The sequence below is a fragment of the Halomonas huangheensis genome, from assembly GCF_001431725.1.
GTDB classification, from domain to species: Bacteria; Pseudomonadota; Gammaproteobacteria; order Pseudomonadales; family Halomonadaceae; genus Halomonas; species Halomonas huangheensis.
In genome coordinates, this window is the sequence record NZ_CP013106.1 from 4,242,139 (window position 1) to 4,261,059 (window position 18,921).

At 56.5% G+C, this 18,921-nt stretch carries 12 protein-coding genes; all 12 read right to left on the bottom strand.

The genetic code is table 11. From position 1 onward, the window contains the following. Positions 1-79: 79 nt before the first annotated feature. The 12 genes from AR456_RS18310 to AR456_RS21360 all read right to left on the bottom strand — a co-directional run bounded on the left by AR456_RS18310 (position 80) and on the right by AR456_RS21360 (position 18,891). Positions 80-1,576: a TolC family outer membrane protein gene (locus AR456_RS18310; RefSeq protein WP_081694596.1), complete on the bottom strand. Its 1,497-nt coding sequence runs from the start codon at positions 1,574-1,576 to the stop codon at positions 80-82. 4 nt (positions 1,577-1,580) lie between these two features. Beyond that, entirely contained in the window at positions 1,581-2,963 is a 1,383-nt protein-coding gene (locus AR456_RS18315; RefSeq protein ID WP_021817858.1) for an HlyD family type I secretion periplasmic adaptor subunit, read from the bottom strand. Then, the gene (locus AR456_RS18320) at positions 2,963-4,732 is read right to left on the bottom strand and encodes a type I secretion system permease/ATPase (RefSeq protein WP_031207233.1); all 1,770 of its coding nucleotides are present in this window, start codon (positions 4,730-4,732) and stop codon (positions 2,963-2,965) included. Before AR456_RS18320 ends, AR456_RS18315 begins: the two co-directional genes overlap by 1 nt. Positions 4,733-5,438: 706 nt before the next feature. Continuing rightward, on the bottom strand, positions 5,439-6,185 hold the full coding sequence (locus tag AR456_RS18325; protein WP_021817856.1) for a 2OG-Fe(II) oxygenase: 747 nt from the start codon (positions 6,183-6,185) through the stop codon (positions 5,439-5,441). Then, positions 6,182-7,261: a bifunctional DNA-binding transcriptional regulator/O6-methylguanine-DNA methyltransferase Ada gene (gene ada, locus AR456_RS18330; protein ID WP_021817855.1), complete on the bottom strand. Its 1,080-nt coding sequence runs from the start codon at positions 7,259-7,261 to the stop codon at positions 6,182-6,184. Before ada ends, AR456_RS18325 begins: the two co-directional genes overlap by 4 nt. 133 nt (positions 7,262-7,394) lie before the next feature. Next, positions 7,395-8,402, bottom strand: a complete 1,008-nt coding sequence (gene yiaK, locus AR456_RS18335; protein ID WP_021817854.1) for a 3-dehydro-L-gulonate 2-dehydrogenase — start codon at positions 8,400-8,402, stop codon at positions 7,395-7,397. 34 nt (positions 8,403-8,436) lie between these two features. Next, a complete protein-coding gene (locus AR456_RS18340) occupies positions 8,437-9,951 on the bottom strand; it encodes a tripartite tricarboxylate transporter permease (protein WP_021817853.1) in 1,515 nt (504 codons plus the stop codon). Positions 9,952-10,001: 50 nt separating this feature from the next. Further along, positions 10,002-10,508 (bottom strand): tripartite tricarboxylate transporter TctB family protein, encoded by a 507-nt coding sequence (locus AR456_RS18345; RefSeq protein WP_021817852.1) that lies wholly within the window; start codon positions 10,506-10,508, stop codon positions 10,002-10,004. A gap of 93 nt (positions 10,509-10,601) precedes the next feature. Continuing rightward, positions 10,602-11,546 carry a tripartite tricarboxylate transporter substrate binding protein gene (locus tag AR456_RS18350; protein WP_021817851.1) on the bottom strand — a complete coding sequence of 315 codons (945 nt, stop codon included), beginning with the start codon at positions 11,544-11,546 and terminating at the stop codon, positions 10,602-10,604. A gap of 51 nt (positions 11,547-11,597) precedes the next feature. After that, positions 11,598-12,938, bottom strand: coding sequence for an enolase C-terminal domain-like protein (locus tag AR456_RS18355; protein WP_021817850.1), 1,341 nt, complete (start codon positions 12,936-12,938; stop codon positions 11,598-11,600). Positions 12,939-13,315: 377 nt separating this feature from the next. Beyond that, positions 13,316-17,437, bottom strand: a complete 4,122-nt coding sequence (locus AR456_RS18360) for an autotransporter outer membrane beta-barrel domain-containing protein (protein WP_056933017.1) — start codon at positions 17,435-17,437, stop codon at positions 13,316-13,318. A gap of 791 nt (positions 17,438-18,228) precedes the next feature. Continuing rightward, positions 18,229-18,891 (bottom strand): lysozyme inhibitor LprI family protein, encoded by a 663-nt coding sequence (locus tag AR456_RS21360; RefSeq protein WP_021817848.1) that lies wholly within the window; start codon positions 18,889-18,891, stop codon positions 18,229-18,231. Between the last annotated feature and the right edge of the window lie 30 nt (positions 18,892-18,921).

The following is an 18,921-nucleotide window of genomic DNA, read 5'->3' on the forward strand; positions in this document are numbered from 1 at the left end:
TCCGCATCTTCATGTAGCGTCGATATTGTGTGGCGCTATTTTCAGAGTGTCTCGTTTCAGGAGGATCCGTACCTTGTGATCAGCCAATCGCCGCCGAGCCGCGGGTCAAGGCATGCAGGGTCTCCATGGTACGCATCAGATCATCGGAGCCAAGGTCGCCCACGGCCACCTCAAGACCAAGGCGATCCACCAGGTACTGGCGCACCACATCGACATACTGCACTCTCAGGTCATACAGTTCAGCCCGCGCATCGAGCACATCGACGAGATTACGCAGGCCCAGTTGCTCGCCCTTTTCCGCCGCTTCAAGGAACAGGCGGCTGGACTCCATGGACCGGCTCAAGGCGTTCAGCTGACGCAGACCGCCATCAATATTACGCAACCGTTCACGCACGTCCTGACGAGCCAGACGTTGCTGATGTGTCAGAGACTCCTGGCTGGCCAGCGTCGTAAGTTCTCCCTGGCGAACACTGGCGCTGGTGTAACCGCCCTGATAAATGGGAACCTCAACTTCTACACTGGCTCGACCATCGCGAGTCTCACGATAGGGATCGTTCGAGTCGCGATCGAAGTAGCTCAAGCTGAGATTGACCTCTGGATAATGGCCACTCCTACGAACATCGGTATTGGCCTGTGCTACGTCCAACTGCTGCGCTGCCAGACGTACCGAGAGATTCTCCGTGGTGCGGGCAATCCAGTCGTCAACATTGCCGTCCACCGGTACCAGATTCACTCCCAGAAGGTTGCCTAGCCCCCCTCTGAACTCAGGGCGCTGCCCCGTCAGGCGCTCCAGTTCACCCAGCGCCGAATCCAGTGAGTTTTCTGCCTTGATGCGGTCTGCAGCGGCCTGATCGAGACGCGCCTGCGACTCCAGAACATTGAGGCGATCACCAACCCCCAGTTCATAGGAACGTGACGCCTGGCGATACTGCAACTCGAAGGATTCGCGCTTCGACTCCATCAATCTGACTTCACGGGAGGCCAGGAACGCATTCAGGTAGGCTTCAATGACCGCCATCGCAAGCTCATTTTCACCAACCGCCAGCTCAAGCTGCGACACTTCTACCTGCGCCTCGGCTTCATCCACTCCTCGCCAGCGTTCGAGGCTGAACAACGGCTGAGTCAGGCTCACCTGCCAGCTGGCATCCCTTGTTCGTCCTTCGAAGCGAGCCTCGTTGTCGTCGGCGCCGATTATCTCATTACCGGGGTCGTAATCGGGGTTGTCTGTGTAGTAATTGTCGCTGACCTGGTACATATAGGAAGCACCAGCGGACACCTGGGGCTTGAGCTGTGACCAGGCCATGTCGATTTCTTTTGTTGTGGCTTCCAACCCATAACGCTGGCTGGCCAGGTCACTATCGTTCTCCAGCGCCAGGCTGAACAGCTCCGGCAAGGAAGGCAGGGGAGTTGTCGCCTCAGACGGAAACGGCGGTGGCTCCATGGCCGGTCGGGACTGGGGATCACCGACGCCGGCCGCCATGCCAGAGTTCGACGATACCAGGCATAATACCGCCACGCCCCAGGCAACCCACATGCGACGGTGTTCCTTCACTGCTGGCAGCGCCATCCTTCGCATCAAATCACTCCTCTCGCATGGCTCTGGCCAGCATGTCGGTTATCGGCTTGGCAATATAGCTGGCGAAAGTGCGCTCCCCGGTACGAATCATGACCTCGGCCGGCATCCCCGACAGCAGCTGCATCTGTTCGGTCATGTCGCCCTCACCTTCACTGGTCACCTTCACCCGCGCCTTGTAGTAGCGCTCTCCGGTTGCTTCATCCTCGAAGCTATCAGCACTGACACGGCTGATCTCTCCAGCGATTTCATTGGTCAGGCGCTGATTGAAGGCCGAGAAGCGGATATTCGCAGGCTGTCCCGCATAGATATTGTCGATATCACGCGTCGGCACCCGCGCTTCGACCACGAAGCCGTCGCCACTGGGAACCACATCCATGATCGGATCTCCCGGGCTGATAACGGCGCCCTGGGTATGCACCGTAAGCCCCACCACCGTACCGGCAACAGGGGACAAGACCGTGGTTCGTTCAACCTGATCGGTAAGCGACGTGATCATTTCTTCGGCTTCGGCGATGCTGGACTGGGCGGTGCGCAGTTCCTCGCCGACTTTCGACTGGAACTCCTGACGCTGAAGCTCCTTCTGGAGTGCGTTCTCACTGATCTGTGATTTCAAGCTGGCAATCCGGGAACGGTGGTCTGCCACCTGGCCCTCATAATCCAGAATCTGGCGCTCGAGCTCCCGCAGTCGCTGGTTGTCACCCAGCCCTTCACGAAACAGCGACCGAAAGTCTTCGGCTTCATCACGCAGTGACTGGATACGCCGCACGTTGACACCAATCAGCGACTCCAACCCGCCGATCTGCTCGTGCATTTGCCTGGACTGTTCATCCAGCGACTCGAGGGAGCTCTGCAGCGACTGACGGCGCGCCACAAACAGGCCACTTTGGACCGCCAGCACTTCCTGAACCCGGTTACGATCGCTGTTGGTCAGCTCCGCGGGAAAGCTCAGCGTATCAGCCCCACTCTGTTCCGCCAGCAGGCGCACTTCCATGGCTCGATTGATCAAGTACTGCGAGCGGGAAATATCGAGTTCGGAACGCGCCTGGGTATCACTGAGCAGGAGCAACGGCTGCCCCGCCTCGACGCGATCGCCATCCTCAACCAGTATCTCGCGCACGATACCGCCCTCGAGATGCTGCACCGTGCGCTTGAAGGACTCGATGGATACATTGCCGGGCGCTACCACAGCAACCGCCAGTTTGGCAGTTATCGCCCAGGTGCCGAATACTCCAAATGCCAGCACCAGGGCCAACAGACCAAAGCGTCGAGTGCCCTTGTCGTCGGTCGGCAGACGTTCGCTATACTCCCCCTCTAGAGTTTCGGGATGAGAACTGCCCTCAATGCTCGGACGTTCCGCCACTTGCCGCTCGTTTCGTTGGTCAGCCATCAACGCTGCTCCTCGGATCGGCTTCCGGGAGCGCGTCCCTGAACAGCGGCCAGCCGACTGCCGGTATTCTGCGCGACCTGGTGCGCTGCGACATTTCTGGCGTACTGCGCCAGTACCTGTTCCCGCGGCCCAAACATGCCGACCTGCCCTTCCTTCATTACCATCAGCAGGTCCATCTGCTTCAACACGCTGGGCCGATGGCTGATCACGAACAGGGTTGTCTGTTCGTTCCTCAATTGCGTGATGGCATTCGATAGCGCCTTCTCACCGGCATCATCGAGGTTCGAGTTGGGCTCATCGAGCACCACCAGCACCGGAGCACCGTAGAGCGCTCGAGCCAGCCCGACACGTTGACGCTGACCACCGGACAGAACGCCACTCGTGGAGGAAATGTAAGTATCGTAACCATTGGGAAGTTCGAGGATCATTTCATGGACACCGGCCTTGCGTGCCGCCTCCACGACCTTGTGGGCATCAACATCCCCAAAACGAGCGATGTTCTCGCTGACGGTGCCATCGAACAACTCGATATCCTGCGGCAGATAGCCGATATGTGGCCCCAACTCGTCCCTGTTGAACTGCTGAATATCGGCGCCATCCAAACGTACACTGCCCACCTGGGCCGGCCAGATACCCAGCAGTACTCGCGCCAGAGTCGATTTTCCTGCCGCACTGGGGCCGAAAATGCCAACATGCTTCCCCCTCGGCACCTCGAAGTTGATGCCCCGGATCGTCGCCATCCGCATTCCTGGAGGGGCCGCCGCCACGGTTTCCATTGCCAGCTTGCCCTCTGGAGTGGGCAGCGACATGCGACGTTGCTCGTCGGGAATCTGTGTCAGCAGCTCATTGAGACGCTCATAGGCACCTCGAGTACTGACAAACCCCTTCCAGCTACCAATCATCTGGTCGATCGGTGCCAGAGCTCGGCCCATGATGATCGAACCTGCGATCATCATGCCGGGCGTCATCTGGTTTTCCAGTACCAGCCACGCGCCAAGCCCCAGGATCATCGACTGGAAGAGCATTCTCAACACTCTGGAAGTGTTGGTCAGAGTGTTGGAGCGGTCGCTAGCTCGAGATTGTCTGGCCAGAAATGCGTGATGCTTCTCTGCCCACCTGCCACGGATGTTCGACAACATCCCCATGGCATGCAGCACCTCGGCATTGCGCAGATTGGCATTGGCCAGTTCCTGCGCCTTGATATGCTCGCTGTTGGCCTCTGCCAACAGCCCCTTGGTGGCCTTCTCGTTGGCAATGGCCAGCGCCAACAGAATGATGCCAGCAACGGTTGCGAATACACCGAGCCACACATTGAACAGAAACAACACCCCAAGATAGACCGGCACCCAAGGCACATCGAAGAAGGCAAAGAGTCCATTCCCGGTAAGAAACTGACGCAAGTTGGTCAAGTCACTGAGTGGCTGTGCGGACTGGTGGCCCTGAGACAACACGCTGCGCCGGAACATGGCGCTGTAGAGCCGGGCGTTGATGGTCTTGTCCAATCGATTGCCGACCCGCACCAGAATACGCGAGCGCACCAGCTCAAGCGTTCCCAGTACCGCAAACAGGAAGACTACAACCAGAGTCAGCATCAATAACGTCGCAAAACTGTTGGTTGTCAGTACCCGGTCATAGACCTGCAGCATGTACATTGGAGGAACCAACATCAGCAGGTTGACGAACATGCTGAAGAAACCCACTGAAAGAAACGATCCTGCACATGCCTTCAGCGCACGCTGTAGATCAGTGACGTCCTGTCGCTTTTCCATGAAGAGAACCACCATTGAAAAGTAGCGCACCAGTGGGAGCTGTTACTCCTCGCTACAAGAGCCTTCTGGGTATCCAGATGCTATAGGGACAGTACTACCGAGAACTACAGACTGGCGGGTATCACAACAGACTTATTGCAAATCCATAGTCGTAATCACCGGCAATTCCGCTCACATCCCGTCACCCATGCATTGTCTCGCCGATGATGTATTACCGATATTTCTGGCGATTACAACATCCTGAAAAACTGGGATCTGGCTGGTGTTTTATACTGCGCAGGCGGGTCATAGGCTTCATTCCATTGTGGCCACAAGACTGGAAAGGTGTTCTACACCACTTCTCTTCTCCCTAGTGTGGGGCGCTTACCAAGGGCTAGCCAGCTTGCCCCCACAAGGGTTTTGTCATATTGGATCGCTAGCCTAGCCTGATACTGGAGATAAGTGCAAAGACAACAATCGAGAGTTGGGTGCGAAGAGCAGGAAAACGTAACTGACTGTACCGCTAAAATAAGTCAGTTGGGGTTCAAGGGTTTTTGACTCACTAAAATACGACACAACCTCACCGAGTATTTACAGTCAGACATAAACAGAACACCGAGATGTTGCACAAATATGCAAACAATGAATGGTCGCCGGTAATCAAAACTTGAACCGTCGTGGGATTCAAAACTCGATGTCAGCCATATCGCAGTAGTACCGTTTTATCCTACTCGGCGTCGTGGAAGATAAGCCCGGCCGTGAGCCGCTGTCCTGCCTGCACCTCACTGACACCATGGCGCGTATTGACTCGATAGATCCCCCGAGCCCCCTGGGCCGGTCGGTGATGGCTGGCAAGAATCGCGGCATCCCCACGATACAGGGGGAGCACATCGACACGGGATTGGCGGCGCGGGCGCTGCTCGCTCAGCACGAACTCGCCTCCCTCATGTTCCTGGCCAGGTTGTGTCAGCAGTATCACCACCTGAAGTGGAAAGGCGAGATCTCCGTAAAGGTCCTGATGCAGGCAGTTGTAGTCCCCTGCTCGGTAGCGCAACAGCAAAGGTGTTGGACGACGTTGCCCCGCCGCGTGACATTCCGCGAGAAAGTCGGCATGCCGCTGGGGGTACCGTCGTTGCAGCCCCATCGCCTCGTTCCAACGGTTGGCGATGGAGACCAGCCGCGAATACAGTGCCGTGCGCAACTCGACAATGAACCGGGGCAGCGGATAGTCGAAATAGCGGTATTCACCACTGCCGAAACCGTGACGCGCCATCTCGATATGACGACGAAAGAGATCGCGATGGGCATACAATTCACCGAGCCGTTGGCATTCACCATCATCGAGCAATCCCGGCAGAATGGCGAAGCCTCGGGTATCGAGGCTGTCCTCGATACCCAACCAGTCGGCACTCTCCAGGCGTGCAACGGCTTTCGACAGGTTCACTTCGGAATGGGAGATAGTGGTCATGTTCATGCGTCAATCTCCCGGTCCAGCAGCACTCGCTTACGCTCAACTCCCCAGCGATAGCCGGAAATCCCACCATCCTGACGTACGACCCGATGGCAGGGAATCGCCACCGCCAGCGGATTGGCCGCACAGGCTCGGGCAACGGCCCTTACTGCAGTAGGTGAACCGATACGCTCGGCGACTTCGGTATAGCTCGCCGTCACCCCGACAGGAATCTCGCGTAGCGCCTGCCAGACTCGCTGCTGGAAAGCAGTGCCTCGAATATCCAGAGGCAGCTCGATACCGACACTCGGGTCATCAATCAAGCCCACCACCTGGGCTACCCAGTCCTCGAAGTCACTGCCACCGGCATCGAGTTCCGCCCCGGGAAACTGATCCTGAAGGTTGTCAACGAGAGTACCGGGATCATCGCCCAGCAGAATGGCGCAGACGCCTCGCTCGCTGCATGCCACCAACACCGCCCCCAGCGAGCAGTCACCAACCGCAAAACGGATGGCAGCGTTCTGCCCACCACGCTTGTAGGCTGTCGGTGTCATGCCAAGCATCGCATCGGCATTCTCGTAAAAACGACCGCTGGAGCTGAACCCCGCGCCATGTATCGCCTCGGTCACGTCCCGGGATGGATCCGCCAATGCCTCGCGTACCCTCCGCGCCTGATGCGCTCGGGCATATCCCCTGGGTGTAAGACCGGTAACGGCCTTGAAGCGATGATGCAGATATGAGGGGCTCAGACCGACTCTGTCCGCCAACTCCGTCAGGCCGAGTGGCTTATCGGCCTGCTCAATGATTCGGCAAACCTGCTCGATGAGCGCCACGACCGGCGCTCCCGATGTCACCAGGTCCGGCCTACAACGCTTGCAGGGGCGATAGCCCGCAGCTTCAGCCTCTGCCGGAGTATGGTGAAAGGAGACATTCTCCCGCTTTGCGGTACGTGATGGGCAGGATGGGCGGCAGTAGACGCCGGTGGTCAGCACTGCGTACACGAAAGCACCATCCGCCGCCGCATCGCGCTGAACAACCGCCTGCCAGCGCCAGTCCTGCTCGGTCTCGAAGGAACGCGGTGTAGCCATGACAAGATTCATCCTGGTGTCCTCTACAGTGTGGGTCATGCCCCGAGTAAAGAACACCAGCAAAGAGCGCACACTCCGCTACTGGCTCTTCAATCTCACATCGTTCGCCTGGCAATCTCAACGCTCCAGAGACCAGGGTTACGGACTACAAGGCCAGCGCCTGCACCTCTCGCCAAAGACCATCGTCGATATCGAGTGGCGCTACGCTGTTACGATTACGCCATGTAGAGCCTCCCGGCCAGCGCACTGGACGGCCGGAAGCATCAGCTGTGACGGCAGCCAGATGCGCCTGAATGCCTTCGACGATGGCGTTGCAGGCATCCCGCCCACCAAGTTGCTCGGGGTCGAACAGCATGAATATCTGGCAACTGCCACCACCACTGCCTTTCTGAACGTCGTCAATCGCGTGGGTCGGTCGGCCCTGGGCCAATAGCGCGGCCAGCGCATCGAGCAGAATCGCCAAACCCGATCCCTTCCAGTAGCCCGTGGGCAGCAGTCGGCGTGTCGCCGCAATGGCACCAGGGTCGCGACTCAAGTGCCCCGATTCATCGAAACCGCCGTCAATGGGCAGTTGCTCGCCCTTCAAGCGAGTGCTCTGCAGTTTTCCATAGGAAAATTGCGACATGGCCATGTCCAGCACCAGTGGACCATCCTGGTGCGGCACCGCCATGACTAGCGGGTTATTGCCTATCGATTGTTCGGCAGCTCCCCAGGCCGGCATACAGGACTCGGTATTGGTCCAGAGGATAGCCGCATAGCCCTTCTCGACGGCATGCCAGCCGTAGCTTCCTCCGCGCATCCAGTGAGTGGTATCACGCAGCGCGACCAATCCCATGCCATGTTCCTGTGCCAACTCCATGGCACGATCGGTGGCATACAGCGCATTGGTAACGCCAACCCCGAAGTGCCCATCAAGCACCTCGATCGCTCCGAGTTGCTGCACTCTGGTGGGTATCGCATCGACATCAACCCAGCCACGTTTTACATAGTCGATGAAGCGCGGGATTCGACCAATACCGTGAGAGTGCACGCCATCGCGTGTGCTCTCGGTATGTATGCGTGCGCACACCTCGGCGACATTCGGCGCCACTCCTGCCCGTGTCAGTGCCTGATACAGCACCGCCTTCAAGGTATCTATCTCAACCGTTGCCATATCCCCTCCTTTTGTTTGCCTGCCGCTGTTGACGTCATGCTTCACCGCTGGAGGCAGTTTGCGGGCTCCGGTTGGAGCGATGGTTCTGCCAGAGCGTCAACAACAGCAGCCCGACGGCGATGACCAGGAAAGTCACACTGATCGGACGAGTGAAGAATGGTGTCCAGTCGCCCTCGAACGCCTGTAATCCACGACGCAGGTTGGATTCCGCAATCGGCCCGAGGATCAAACCCAGGATTACCGGCGCGGTGCCAAACTGGTATCGGTTGAGGAAGTAGCCGAGGATACCGAAGCCAAGCATTAGATAGAGATTGAAGACATCACCGTCGACGCCATAAACCCCGATGAAACAGAACACCAGAATCGCCGCCAACAACTGTTTGCGCGGCACCATCAGCACGCGAATGAACAGCTTGATGCCCAGGCACATGATCAACAGCATGAAGACATTGGCGAGCAGATAGGCGATGAAGATGCCGTAAATCATGCCGCCCTGATTATCGAAAAGTAGCGGGCCCGGTGTAATGCCTTGAATCATCAGACCGCCGAGCAGCACCGCAGTCGCCGCCTCTCCGGGAATTCCCAATGCCAACGTGGGTATCAGTGCACCTCCCAACAGCGCATTGTTGGCACTCTCCACCGAAACAATACCCGGCGCATAACCGGTCCCGAACTTCTCCGGGGACTTCGAGAATCGACGCGTCTGATCATAGGCCACCAGCGAGGCGATACTGCCACCCGCGCCAGGCACAGGACCTACGATGGACCCCGAGGCCACGCCAGCAATGACTGCCTTCCAGTGGCTCAACGTTTCAGCAAACCTGGGGCGTGCGATATCGATACGGTGTCCGCTATCCTGCACTCGCTGATGAGGGTCGTACTCGAACGCATCCTTGAGCACTTGTGCAACGGCAAACAAGCCGATCAAGGCCGGCAACAGATTGATGCCTGTCAGCAGTGACAACTGGCCGAAAGTAAATCGGTCAACGCCGGTAATCGGGTCGGTGCCGATAGTCGAAACAAAGAAGCCGATAAGGCCTGCAATCAGCCCTTTGAACAGCGATTTTCCTGCCACCGAGGCGATGATCACCAGACCGAAGATGCTGAGTGAGAAGTACTCGGCAGCTCCAAAGCGCAATGCGAATTCAGCAATCGGCGGAGCCAGAAGGCTGAGGATGACCATGCTCGCAACGCCACCGAAGAACGAAGCAACAATGGCCAGTCCAAGAGCACGCCCGGCCTCACCCTTCTGGGCCATGGGAAAGCCATCGAATGTGGTTGCCACAGACGAAGGCGTACCCGGAATATTGAGTAGAATTGCCGGAATCGAACCACTGGCGCCCGCGCCACAAAGTGCGCCCAGCATCATGCCGATGCCCATGACCGGTGGCATGCCGAAAGTCACCGGCAGCAGTAGCGCAATGGCCATGGCAGAGGTCAGGCCAGGCAGCGCGCCCATGATGATACCGAGCAGGGTACCAGCAGCGATCGCCAACAGCGTGCCTAGCTGCAGCACCATCTCCAGACCATCGAGATAACCAGAAATCATGACGTTCTCCTGGGAGTAAACGGGGTCGTCATCCGCAGAGCCACCTTGCTTCAGTCAGGCAGCGGAATCTCGAACAGCTCGGTAAATACATAAAAGATCACAACCGCCAGAATCACAGCGAAAACGACGGCCATGAGTACAGCCTTGAGCCTCGCCGTAGCTCCCATCTCCTGCCAGGTACCGCTGACGATCGCCAGCCCGATCACACTGCAGAAGGCAAACAGGGCGGTGCTCGGGATATAACCGAACGCTTCGAAGATCAGGATATAGCCGACCGTGAGAGCGACGATAAGTACCCACTGCGCCAGGCCACGAGCGCTTCCGAGCCGCTCTCCGTCAGCATCACCGCCACCGGCGGCTCGCCACTCACGGATGTCCTTGATCAAACAGGGAATGGCGAACAGGAATATCAGCCCTGATATCAGCTTGGGAAAGAAGGATGGAGAGAGGTCGCCGACAATCTCGACATTCTGTAGCGTCGTGGACAGCGCGAAGGCGGCTGCCGACGCAATCAGCAGCACGAGATCAAACAGCGGCTTACCGATATCACGTTGCATGTTTCAACACTCCAGAGGCAGCAGCGCTACATTGCCGACTGCCTGGGTCAAGGCCTGGAGCGCCGGCCGAACGACCGGCGCATCCCTGAAACGTTACTTCGCCAATTCCCCAGCGGCTTCACGCATCACTTCAGCGGACTGATCGATGAAGGCATCGAGTTCATCACCGTAGAGAGGCGCCAATTGAGTGCCGAGGTTGGTCGCAGTCTCTTCATAGGAGCCGTCTTCGATGACCTGCTGGATCGCCGCTACCCACTTCTGCTCAACTTCGTCAGGGAGACCCTTGGGCGCAGCGATACCACGCCAGACAGTCAGCGTCAGGTCATAACCGGATTCCTGGAACGTCGGCACATCGGGCAAGGAATCACTGCGCTGGTCGTAGGTCATGGCAAGCGCCTTGAGGCGTCCGGACTCCAATGCAGAGCGCAGTTCGGCACCGCCGAGTACCACTGCATCAGCGTGACCACCCATTGCCGCGGAGATCGCTTCGGAACCACCGGGATAAGGAATGATGTTGAAATCTGCCCCGGTACGGTTGGCTATCGCTACGGCGGCAATGTGTGCCGATGATCCAACCCCCGAGACACCGACCTTGATTCTGGTGCCGGAAGTCGCAGCCGCGACCAGGTCGTCGATATTCTGGTACTGGCTATCACCGCCAACCGCGATAACGTAGGGCTCCTCGACCACCTTGGCAATGAAGTCGAAATCGTCGTGGGCAAAAGCGACGTTGCCCATCGCTTCAAGCGTGAGCATGGCATTACTGGCGGCCAACAGCGTGTAACCATCAGGCTCCGAGGCAACCGCACGAGACATACCCACCGCACCACCGCCGCCAGCGAGGTTACGAATCACCAGATCCTCTCCCAGCTTCTCCTCCAGCAGCGGCTGCAAGGCGCGCACGAAGGTATCGTTGCCGCCTCCTGCCGAGAACGGCACGATCATGTCGATGTTACTCGAGGGATAATCCTCAGCCATCGCCTGCCCACTCACGACCAGAGCGGCGGCAACAGTCAGCGTACCAAGTAGCTTCTTCATTGAGTTCTCCGTTATTCCGATGACAGGAATTCAGCGTTCAGGTCTCGACCGTCAGCGCACCAGCGCTGGACGCTTGGGATCGAAGGTCCAACCATCGATCAGGTGCTGCATGGCCATGGCATCATTGCGCCCCCCAGCAGGTAGGCTGAGATAGAGCTGGTGTGCCTTGTCGATCTGCTCGTAGTCGATTTCGATACCCAGGCCCGGTGCGTCACTGACAGCGACCCGGCCGTCGACAATCTGCGGAGGGTTACGAGTCAAGCGGGCATCGCCTTCCTGCCATATCCAGTGGGTATCCAGCGCAGTAGTGCGGCCCAGAGCGGCAGCACCGACCTGAGCAAACATCGCCAGCGAGATGTCGAAGTGGTTATTGGAGTGGGAACCCCAGGTCATGCCGTGGTCCTGGCACAGTTGCGAGACGCGCACGGCACCCGAAAGTGTCCAGAAGTGCGGGTCAGCCAGCGGGATATCGACCGAGCGCAGCATCAGGGCATGCGCCATCTCACGCCAGTTGGTGGCGACCATATTGGTGGCAACCGGCAGCCCGGTGGCATGACGGAATTCGGCGAGGATCTCGCGACCAGAAAACCCCTGCTCCGCGCCGCACGGGTCCTCGGCGTATGCGATTACGCCATGCAGGTCCTTGCACAGGCGAATCGCTTCGTTGAGCGACCAGGCACCGTTGGGGTCGATCGTCACCCGCGCCTCGGGGAAGGCGTCATGCAGCGCCTTGACGGCCTCGATCTCCTGCTCACCAGCCAGTGCCCCGCCCTTGAGCTTGAAATCCCTGAAGCCGTAGCGGTCATGAGCGGCACGGGCCAATTCGACGATGTGCTGCGGTGTCATCGCCGCCTCATCGCGCAGGCGATACCAGTCATGGCTGACATCGGGCGTACCGCGGCGGTAATCAAGCGGTGTATCGTGCCCATCGCCGATGAAGAACAGATATCCCAGCACCTCAACACTATCGCGTTGCTTGCCCTCGCCCAGAAGTTCCGCCACCGGTACATCGAGGAACTTGCCCATCAGATCCAACAGCGCTGCCTCAAGCGCCGCTACCGCGTTGACTCGCAGTTCAAAGGTCCAGGAGCCCTTTCCGAAATCTTCGAAGTCAGCATTGCGTCCACTCGAGTGCAGCGACGCCACCATTGAGCGCAGCTTGCCGATTGGCTGCCCCAGCACCAGGGGACGAGCCTGTTCCAGCGACTGCTGGATCGTCTCTCCACCGGGTGCCTCACCTACGCCTACGTTGCCACTGCTGTCTTCGAGAATGACCAGGTTACGCGTAAACCAGGGCGAATGAGCACCACCAATATTGAGCAACATGCTGTCACGACCGGCGACCGGTATAACCTGCATATCGGTGATGGTGGGGGTTGCGTGGCTCGACATGTACAGTCCTCCAATAGACTTTGCGGGGCGCAGCCCAACCACGCTTCTCGTTGTGATCTGCGCATGACATTGTCAGGGGGCGACGCAGGGCCACCTCGGCTGAATCGAATACGGGGCTACCAGGCTCAACCAGTTCCTACAGCAACCGGTCACAGGCACGCGGCAATGATCGCTCTGCCCACCAACTCAGTCCTGCTATGCACCCAATATTGTCATACATAATACAAATCAGCCTGTTAGACTTTAGATTGAGCTCGCCCCATACGCATCGATACTGGGCTTCCTGTATGTGTTAGCGAGTGTGGCGTCGAAAACGAGGAAAGCCTCCTCACCAGAGAGTGAGGAGGCTTTCGTTTGTGTGCTTCAAGGAAGCTGTCTTACCAGCGATACTCTATACCGACGGTACCGCCGAAGCCGCGATAGTCACTGTCATCCAGATCCTTACGCCATGATGCTTCGGTGTAGAGGCGCGTATTTTCCGACAATCTCGCTGTACCGCCAAAACCTACCTCACCCCAGCTCTCGACACCGGAGTTTTCCAATTTCACCCCACTGACGGTGGTCTGCGACTCGGCATCGAAGTCATGGTAGACATTGGCAATGGCATAGAAGGTGTCGGCATTCTCACCACGATTCCGCGCAGCCACATCGCCACCAAACTCATAGGCCACACCAGCGCGAGCAACAGTACTCTCTGTCTTGTCGAAGGACACCTCTCTGCCATCCGTATCATTGAAGTCCTTCAGATCAACATTGGACCAGGACACCTGCATCTGCGGCACAATGGCCCCTTGCTGCCCCACAGAAAAGCGATGGCCCACCTCGCCACTGGCGCCGTAGTTATAGCCCTCGGCATTGTTTTCCAGCTCACCAAACTTGCCAGAACTGTAATCCACCCAGTACCGGCCGCCGAAAACCTGACCGTCAAAATAGGTGCCATCATTAGCATACCAGGTTGCAGTAGGCACGATGGTGACGTTCTCCGCGTCCACGGCGCTGCTACCGGTATAGGACTCGATATCACTGGTAATGCGGTTGTACTGCACTGAGGTGCCAACCACCCAACGCCCTGACTGAGTGGGAGCGAGTGCCTTGTCGACACCCAACTCAATTGTCCACAGGTCGCGATCGAGATCAGCATTCGCGGTACTGGTCTGCGCTGTCAGGTTTTCGAAGTCACCCGATACACGTCCCCACACTCCTCCGTGGCTGGGGTCGCCATCCACCGACCACAGCCGTTGTCCAACGCGCTGCTGCAGGGAGTTCACTGGCAAACGCAGAGCCTGAGGTACAGCTTCGTAGGCGGCACCCGCTGTGCCAACCACCAGTTCAGGCGCAGGATCAGGTGTCGGAGTCGGATCAGGCGTCGGAGTCGGATCAGGTGCCGGAGCCGGGTCAGGTGTCGGAGCCGGATCAGGTGTCGGAGCCGGATCAGGTGTCGGAGCCGGATCAGGTGTCGGAGCCGGGTCAGGTGTCGGAGCCGGATCAGGTGTCGGAGCCGGATCAGGTGTCGGAGCCGGATCAGGTGTCGGAGCCGGATCAGGTGTCGGAGTCGGATCAGGTGCCGGCGTCGGTTTCATATTCATGGCCTGCAGATACCAGTCACCGTCCGTGCTGCCCTGCTCCAGCTCATAGGCATAGGCACCAACTTCCACAGTACCGGTAGCGAGAGCGAAGGAGTCGGCAGCTGACGCCCCCCCCACCTCGACAATCTTGATACCTTGAGAGGTATCCGCACCAACACCACTCTGATTGGCAACGTAGACACTGGACTGGCCAGAAACATCCCCGGTAACCACCAACTGATCAGTCAGCGAGTCATCACCACCCAACTCGGTGTCCAGAAGCAGGTCAGAGCGGGCACTGTAGTTACCGTCGACGGTCAACACATCGCCAGCCACACCATTCTGCATGTTCACCGCACCGTGATTGTGCAGATCGCCTTGAATGGTTGCCGAGCCGCCTGAAACCCCCAGCGCACTGCCCTCATCAATTACCAGCCCGCCAGCCGGTGCGCCCAGGGCATCAACTCCACTACCTACGGCAATGTTGCCGGTCAGAGAAGCCGTTGACATATTGGATAGCTGGACAGTTTGCCAGTTGGTCGTCAGTGCACCGTCAATGGTCTGTGACCCACCGTCGAACACCAAACGGTCGTTTTCACCTACACCACCATCCAGCATTGCTCCATCAATATTGACGCCAGCCCCCAGAGTAACGAGGTCAGAACCAGCACCTGCTGCAAGGCCGGCACTACCGAGCGTCCCCGCACTCCAGTTGATGACATCATCTCCTGAATGGGTCGAGATACCACCGACATCGCCATTCTGGATATCGAGCGTATCGACACCATCATCGCCATGCAGAGCACCATCGATACTGCCCCCCGTCATGACGAAGCTGTCAGCGTCAATGGAGGTGTTGTCGACGGTACCTAGATGGATATTACCTGCAATGTTGCCGCCGCCAACGCCAATGGCATCGCTACCCACCCCGGCAACCACATCTCTTTCGACCATGGTGCCGTCAAGGCGGATGATATCGTCATCGCGTCCGGTATCGATGGCGCCGACTGAACCGCCATTCAGCGTCAGGTCCTGAACATCAATATCGGGATACAACCACTCAGGATCCGATGCTCCCATGATCGTGCCGTCGACCCTGCCATCATCCATGACCAGGGCACCGGAGCCTCCCGCAGAGCCAAGCAAATCGGAGAACACAACATCCCCTCCGATAACCGTATCGGCACCACTGATAAATATCTGGTCGTTGTCACCGCCGCCCATCACGTTGCCAGCAATACTACCGCCGCTAATGGTGATGATGTCGTTGTCGTATCCTGCGTACACGTCACCGTTTACGCTACCGCCACTCACCGTGATGACATCTTCACCTGCGTCCGTCCCGATGGCGGCAACCGTATTCCCATCAGAACCAACGCTACCACTGGAGACTGTAACGGTGTCATCCCCGGCGCCTGTCATGATTCTGCGACCAATATTGGCCCCTTCAACAAGAACAGTATCTTCTTCCTTGCCAGTAGAAACCTGGTTGGTCACCGTGCCTCCGGATAAGGTGATATCACCCACAGAGCTGGTCGCCCCATAGATCGTATCCACTTGCCCGCCTGTCATGATGAGGGTGTCAGTACCACCGGTTTCCGAATCATCCACAGATGACAGCTGCACGTTGCGGGCTATTCCTCCGTTGATGATGACGGTATCGCTACCAGCGCCGGATACTACATCATCAATTGAACCACCATTGATTGTTATACTGTCGTTACCGGCATCGCCCAGTATATCTCCTTCGATGGTGCCATTATTGATGGTAAAGTGATCGGCATCCGTCGAGCTGAAATCCTCTTCCCCCAGATAGACGTTTCCTGTGAGGGTACCGCTCTCCATGCGAATGCTATCTGTTCCCGTACCGACCAGAACGTCACCAGTGATACTCGGTGCGTTAGACCCATCGGCAGCGCCCAAGATGATACTGTCGTTACCATCGAATGTATAAATCGAAGTAACTTTTCCAGCAGACCGTTCAAAACCAAAATCATCGACATAGCCATCAATGGAGCCATTCTTGACGATAACTTCATCATCTCCCTTGTCACCATAAACACCTTGTGTAACCGTACCACCCGTCATATTAAAATGATTAGCATCCATACCCGTTAGTGATGAAAAAGACGGGAAAGTATCACCAAGGAAGACTACGCCTACAGTACCACCATTGATATTTACAGTGTCTTCACCACCTGATGCAGACAGCTGTCCCTGGATCGTTCCTCCATTGACTGTGATGCTGTCATTACCCGCGGCACCATTGACTGAACCACCAATAGAACCTTCATTAATGACAAAACTATTGGCATCAGTACTACCCTCAGGACCAAGCACAACATGGCGGCCAACTGAGCCACCGTTCATGATGACACTATCCTGACCTTGCCCTGCCTCTATATCCAGCGCTACCCGAGTTCCATTCAAGGTGATGGTGTCATTTCCCGCATCACCGACAACATCTCCAGCGATCTCACCTGCATTCATGGTGAAGTTATCGGAATCCCTTGAAGCCCTGTCGGTTGTTCCTAGATAAACGCTACCGTTGACAATTCCATCTGCCAACGTCATGTCATCAGATCCGGTACCAAAAATCAGGTTACCGGTCATGTTATAAGCATCCGGGCCAGACTCTCCTATCGAGATAACCTGACTATCATTCCCTGCACCCCAGGAAACATCTCCGCTGTAACTACCCGAGATGAAACTTACTTCGTCTGCGCCGTCTCCCATATCCACGCCACCGGAGACACTAGCCCCATTTTCAAGACTCAGGATATCATTCCCGCCTCTCGCATCCAGGCTGAAATCTGAATCATCTTCCGAGATAGTAATTATTTCGTCGTCATCCGTACCGATATATTCAGCATTGACGGCTTCCGAAACAAATAACGCCAATGGAAGCATTGCCATACCGAAAACAGGCGCCATACTTACAACCCGCCCCTTCCATTTGATCATTCTTCCGCCGCGAAAAGTACGGTCTTCAACACCGCCTATAACTTTTTTCATGTGCCACCAGTAATGGTTACTTTGCAAAGCGCCATGGACAACTCCAGAAACGTCATAAAGCGGCGCTGAATGGTCTTCTGCTTCAGAAAACAGATCCTTGAAAAAACCAACCCGACAATCCTTGAACGGATCATATAAAGCAATCACATCAATTGGAGGAGCGCAGCCAATAAGCAGAGAGCACACATCCTCATTCAGCAATTTATGGCCAGAAGACAGAAGTGATTTACATATATATCAGGAGAACGCATGTTACACGCGATTCACGGCACAAAAAATGGGATTATTCTGGTTAACTTGTGGGAAATTTCCCACATCGCGTACACACAGTAGATGATGTCGTGGGAGTTCCAGCGTGCTGATGGCGTCTTACTGACAAATGATGTAGATCGTGTACTCGAAGAGGGAGGCGGCAGCCAAGCGTAGCGATAGGAATGATACGGGACCTGTAACTTCCCGAAGGAAGCTAACTCCCCATCACTGACACTACACAAGGCCTTTCATGAAGAGCAGCATTAAAGGGCCTCGTCGAGCAATCCGACTAGCACTTTTCCAAACAAATCACTAATCGTAGAAAAAATACCTGTTGAGAAAAAATAAAGAATCCAAGCCAGCACCAATATTGAGCCAAGAAAAAACACCATGCGCACACTTGATGACAGCCAATGCCTATCTACTGACCTCAACACACTATAAAAACGCATCATATATCAGTTCTCGATAACTTTCTGAGCGGAAACTAGGCTATCCTTGCGAAAATAATCAAGACTCAAAAGAGACTTCTCTACCTCTTCAAGTTCACCAAGGCGTGTCAAGTATGCATTATTTACACACTCGGTAGACATGCACTTATTGCGCCATTCCTGCCAAACCTCCTGGTCTCGTTTGACGTCCTCAAGGTTATTGAGGGAAATCATCACGCCATAAAGAAGAGAGAGTTCCAGATCCATACTCGAAAGTTCACTATTCCTGCAGATCATATCTTCCACCAACCCGCTTCTCGTTTGGCAGTCGAACGCAGGCCCCGACCATTTCCCAACCTCCTGAGAACAGAAACAACCTGTACTTTCCCCTGTCATGACAGGGGAAGGATAACAAGCATTGGTTACCAGGGGCCCCTCTCCTCGTTGGTATAAGGGAAAGCACTTATTGCTGGACAAGATTTCCTGGACATCCCCAACCGAGTTCAGTGGTAACTCCTCACAACCGGCTGCCCCATAACCGACTTCCCCATAACCGACTTCCCCATAACCGACTTCCCCATAACCGACTTCCCCATAGCAAGGGGATTGTTTGTCACGGCATTCGGAGGTCAAATCTATATGTGCCGCCATCAACGCGAAAGAAAACACCCCCCATAAAGTTACAGACATCAGGAATCTTCCACTAAAAACCACTTTAAA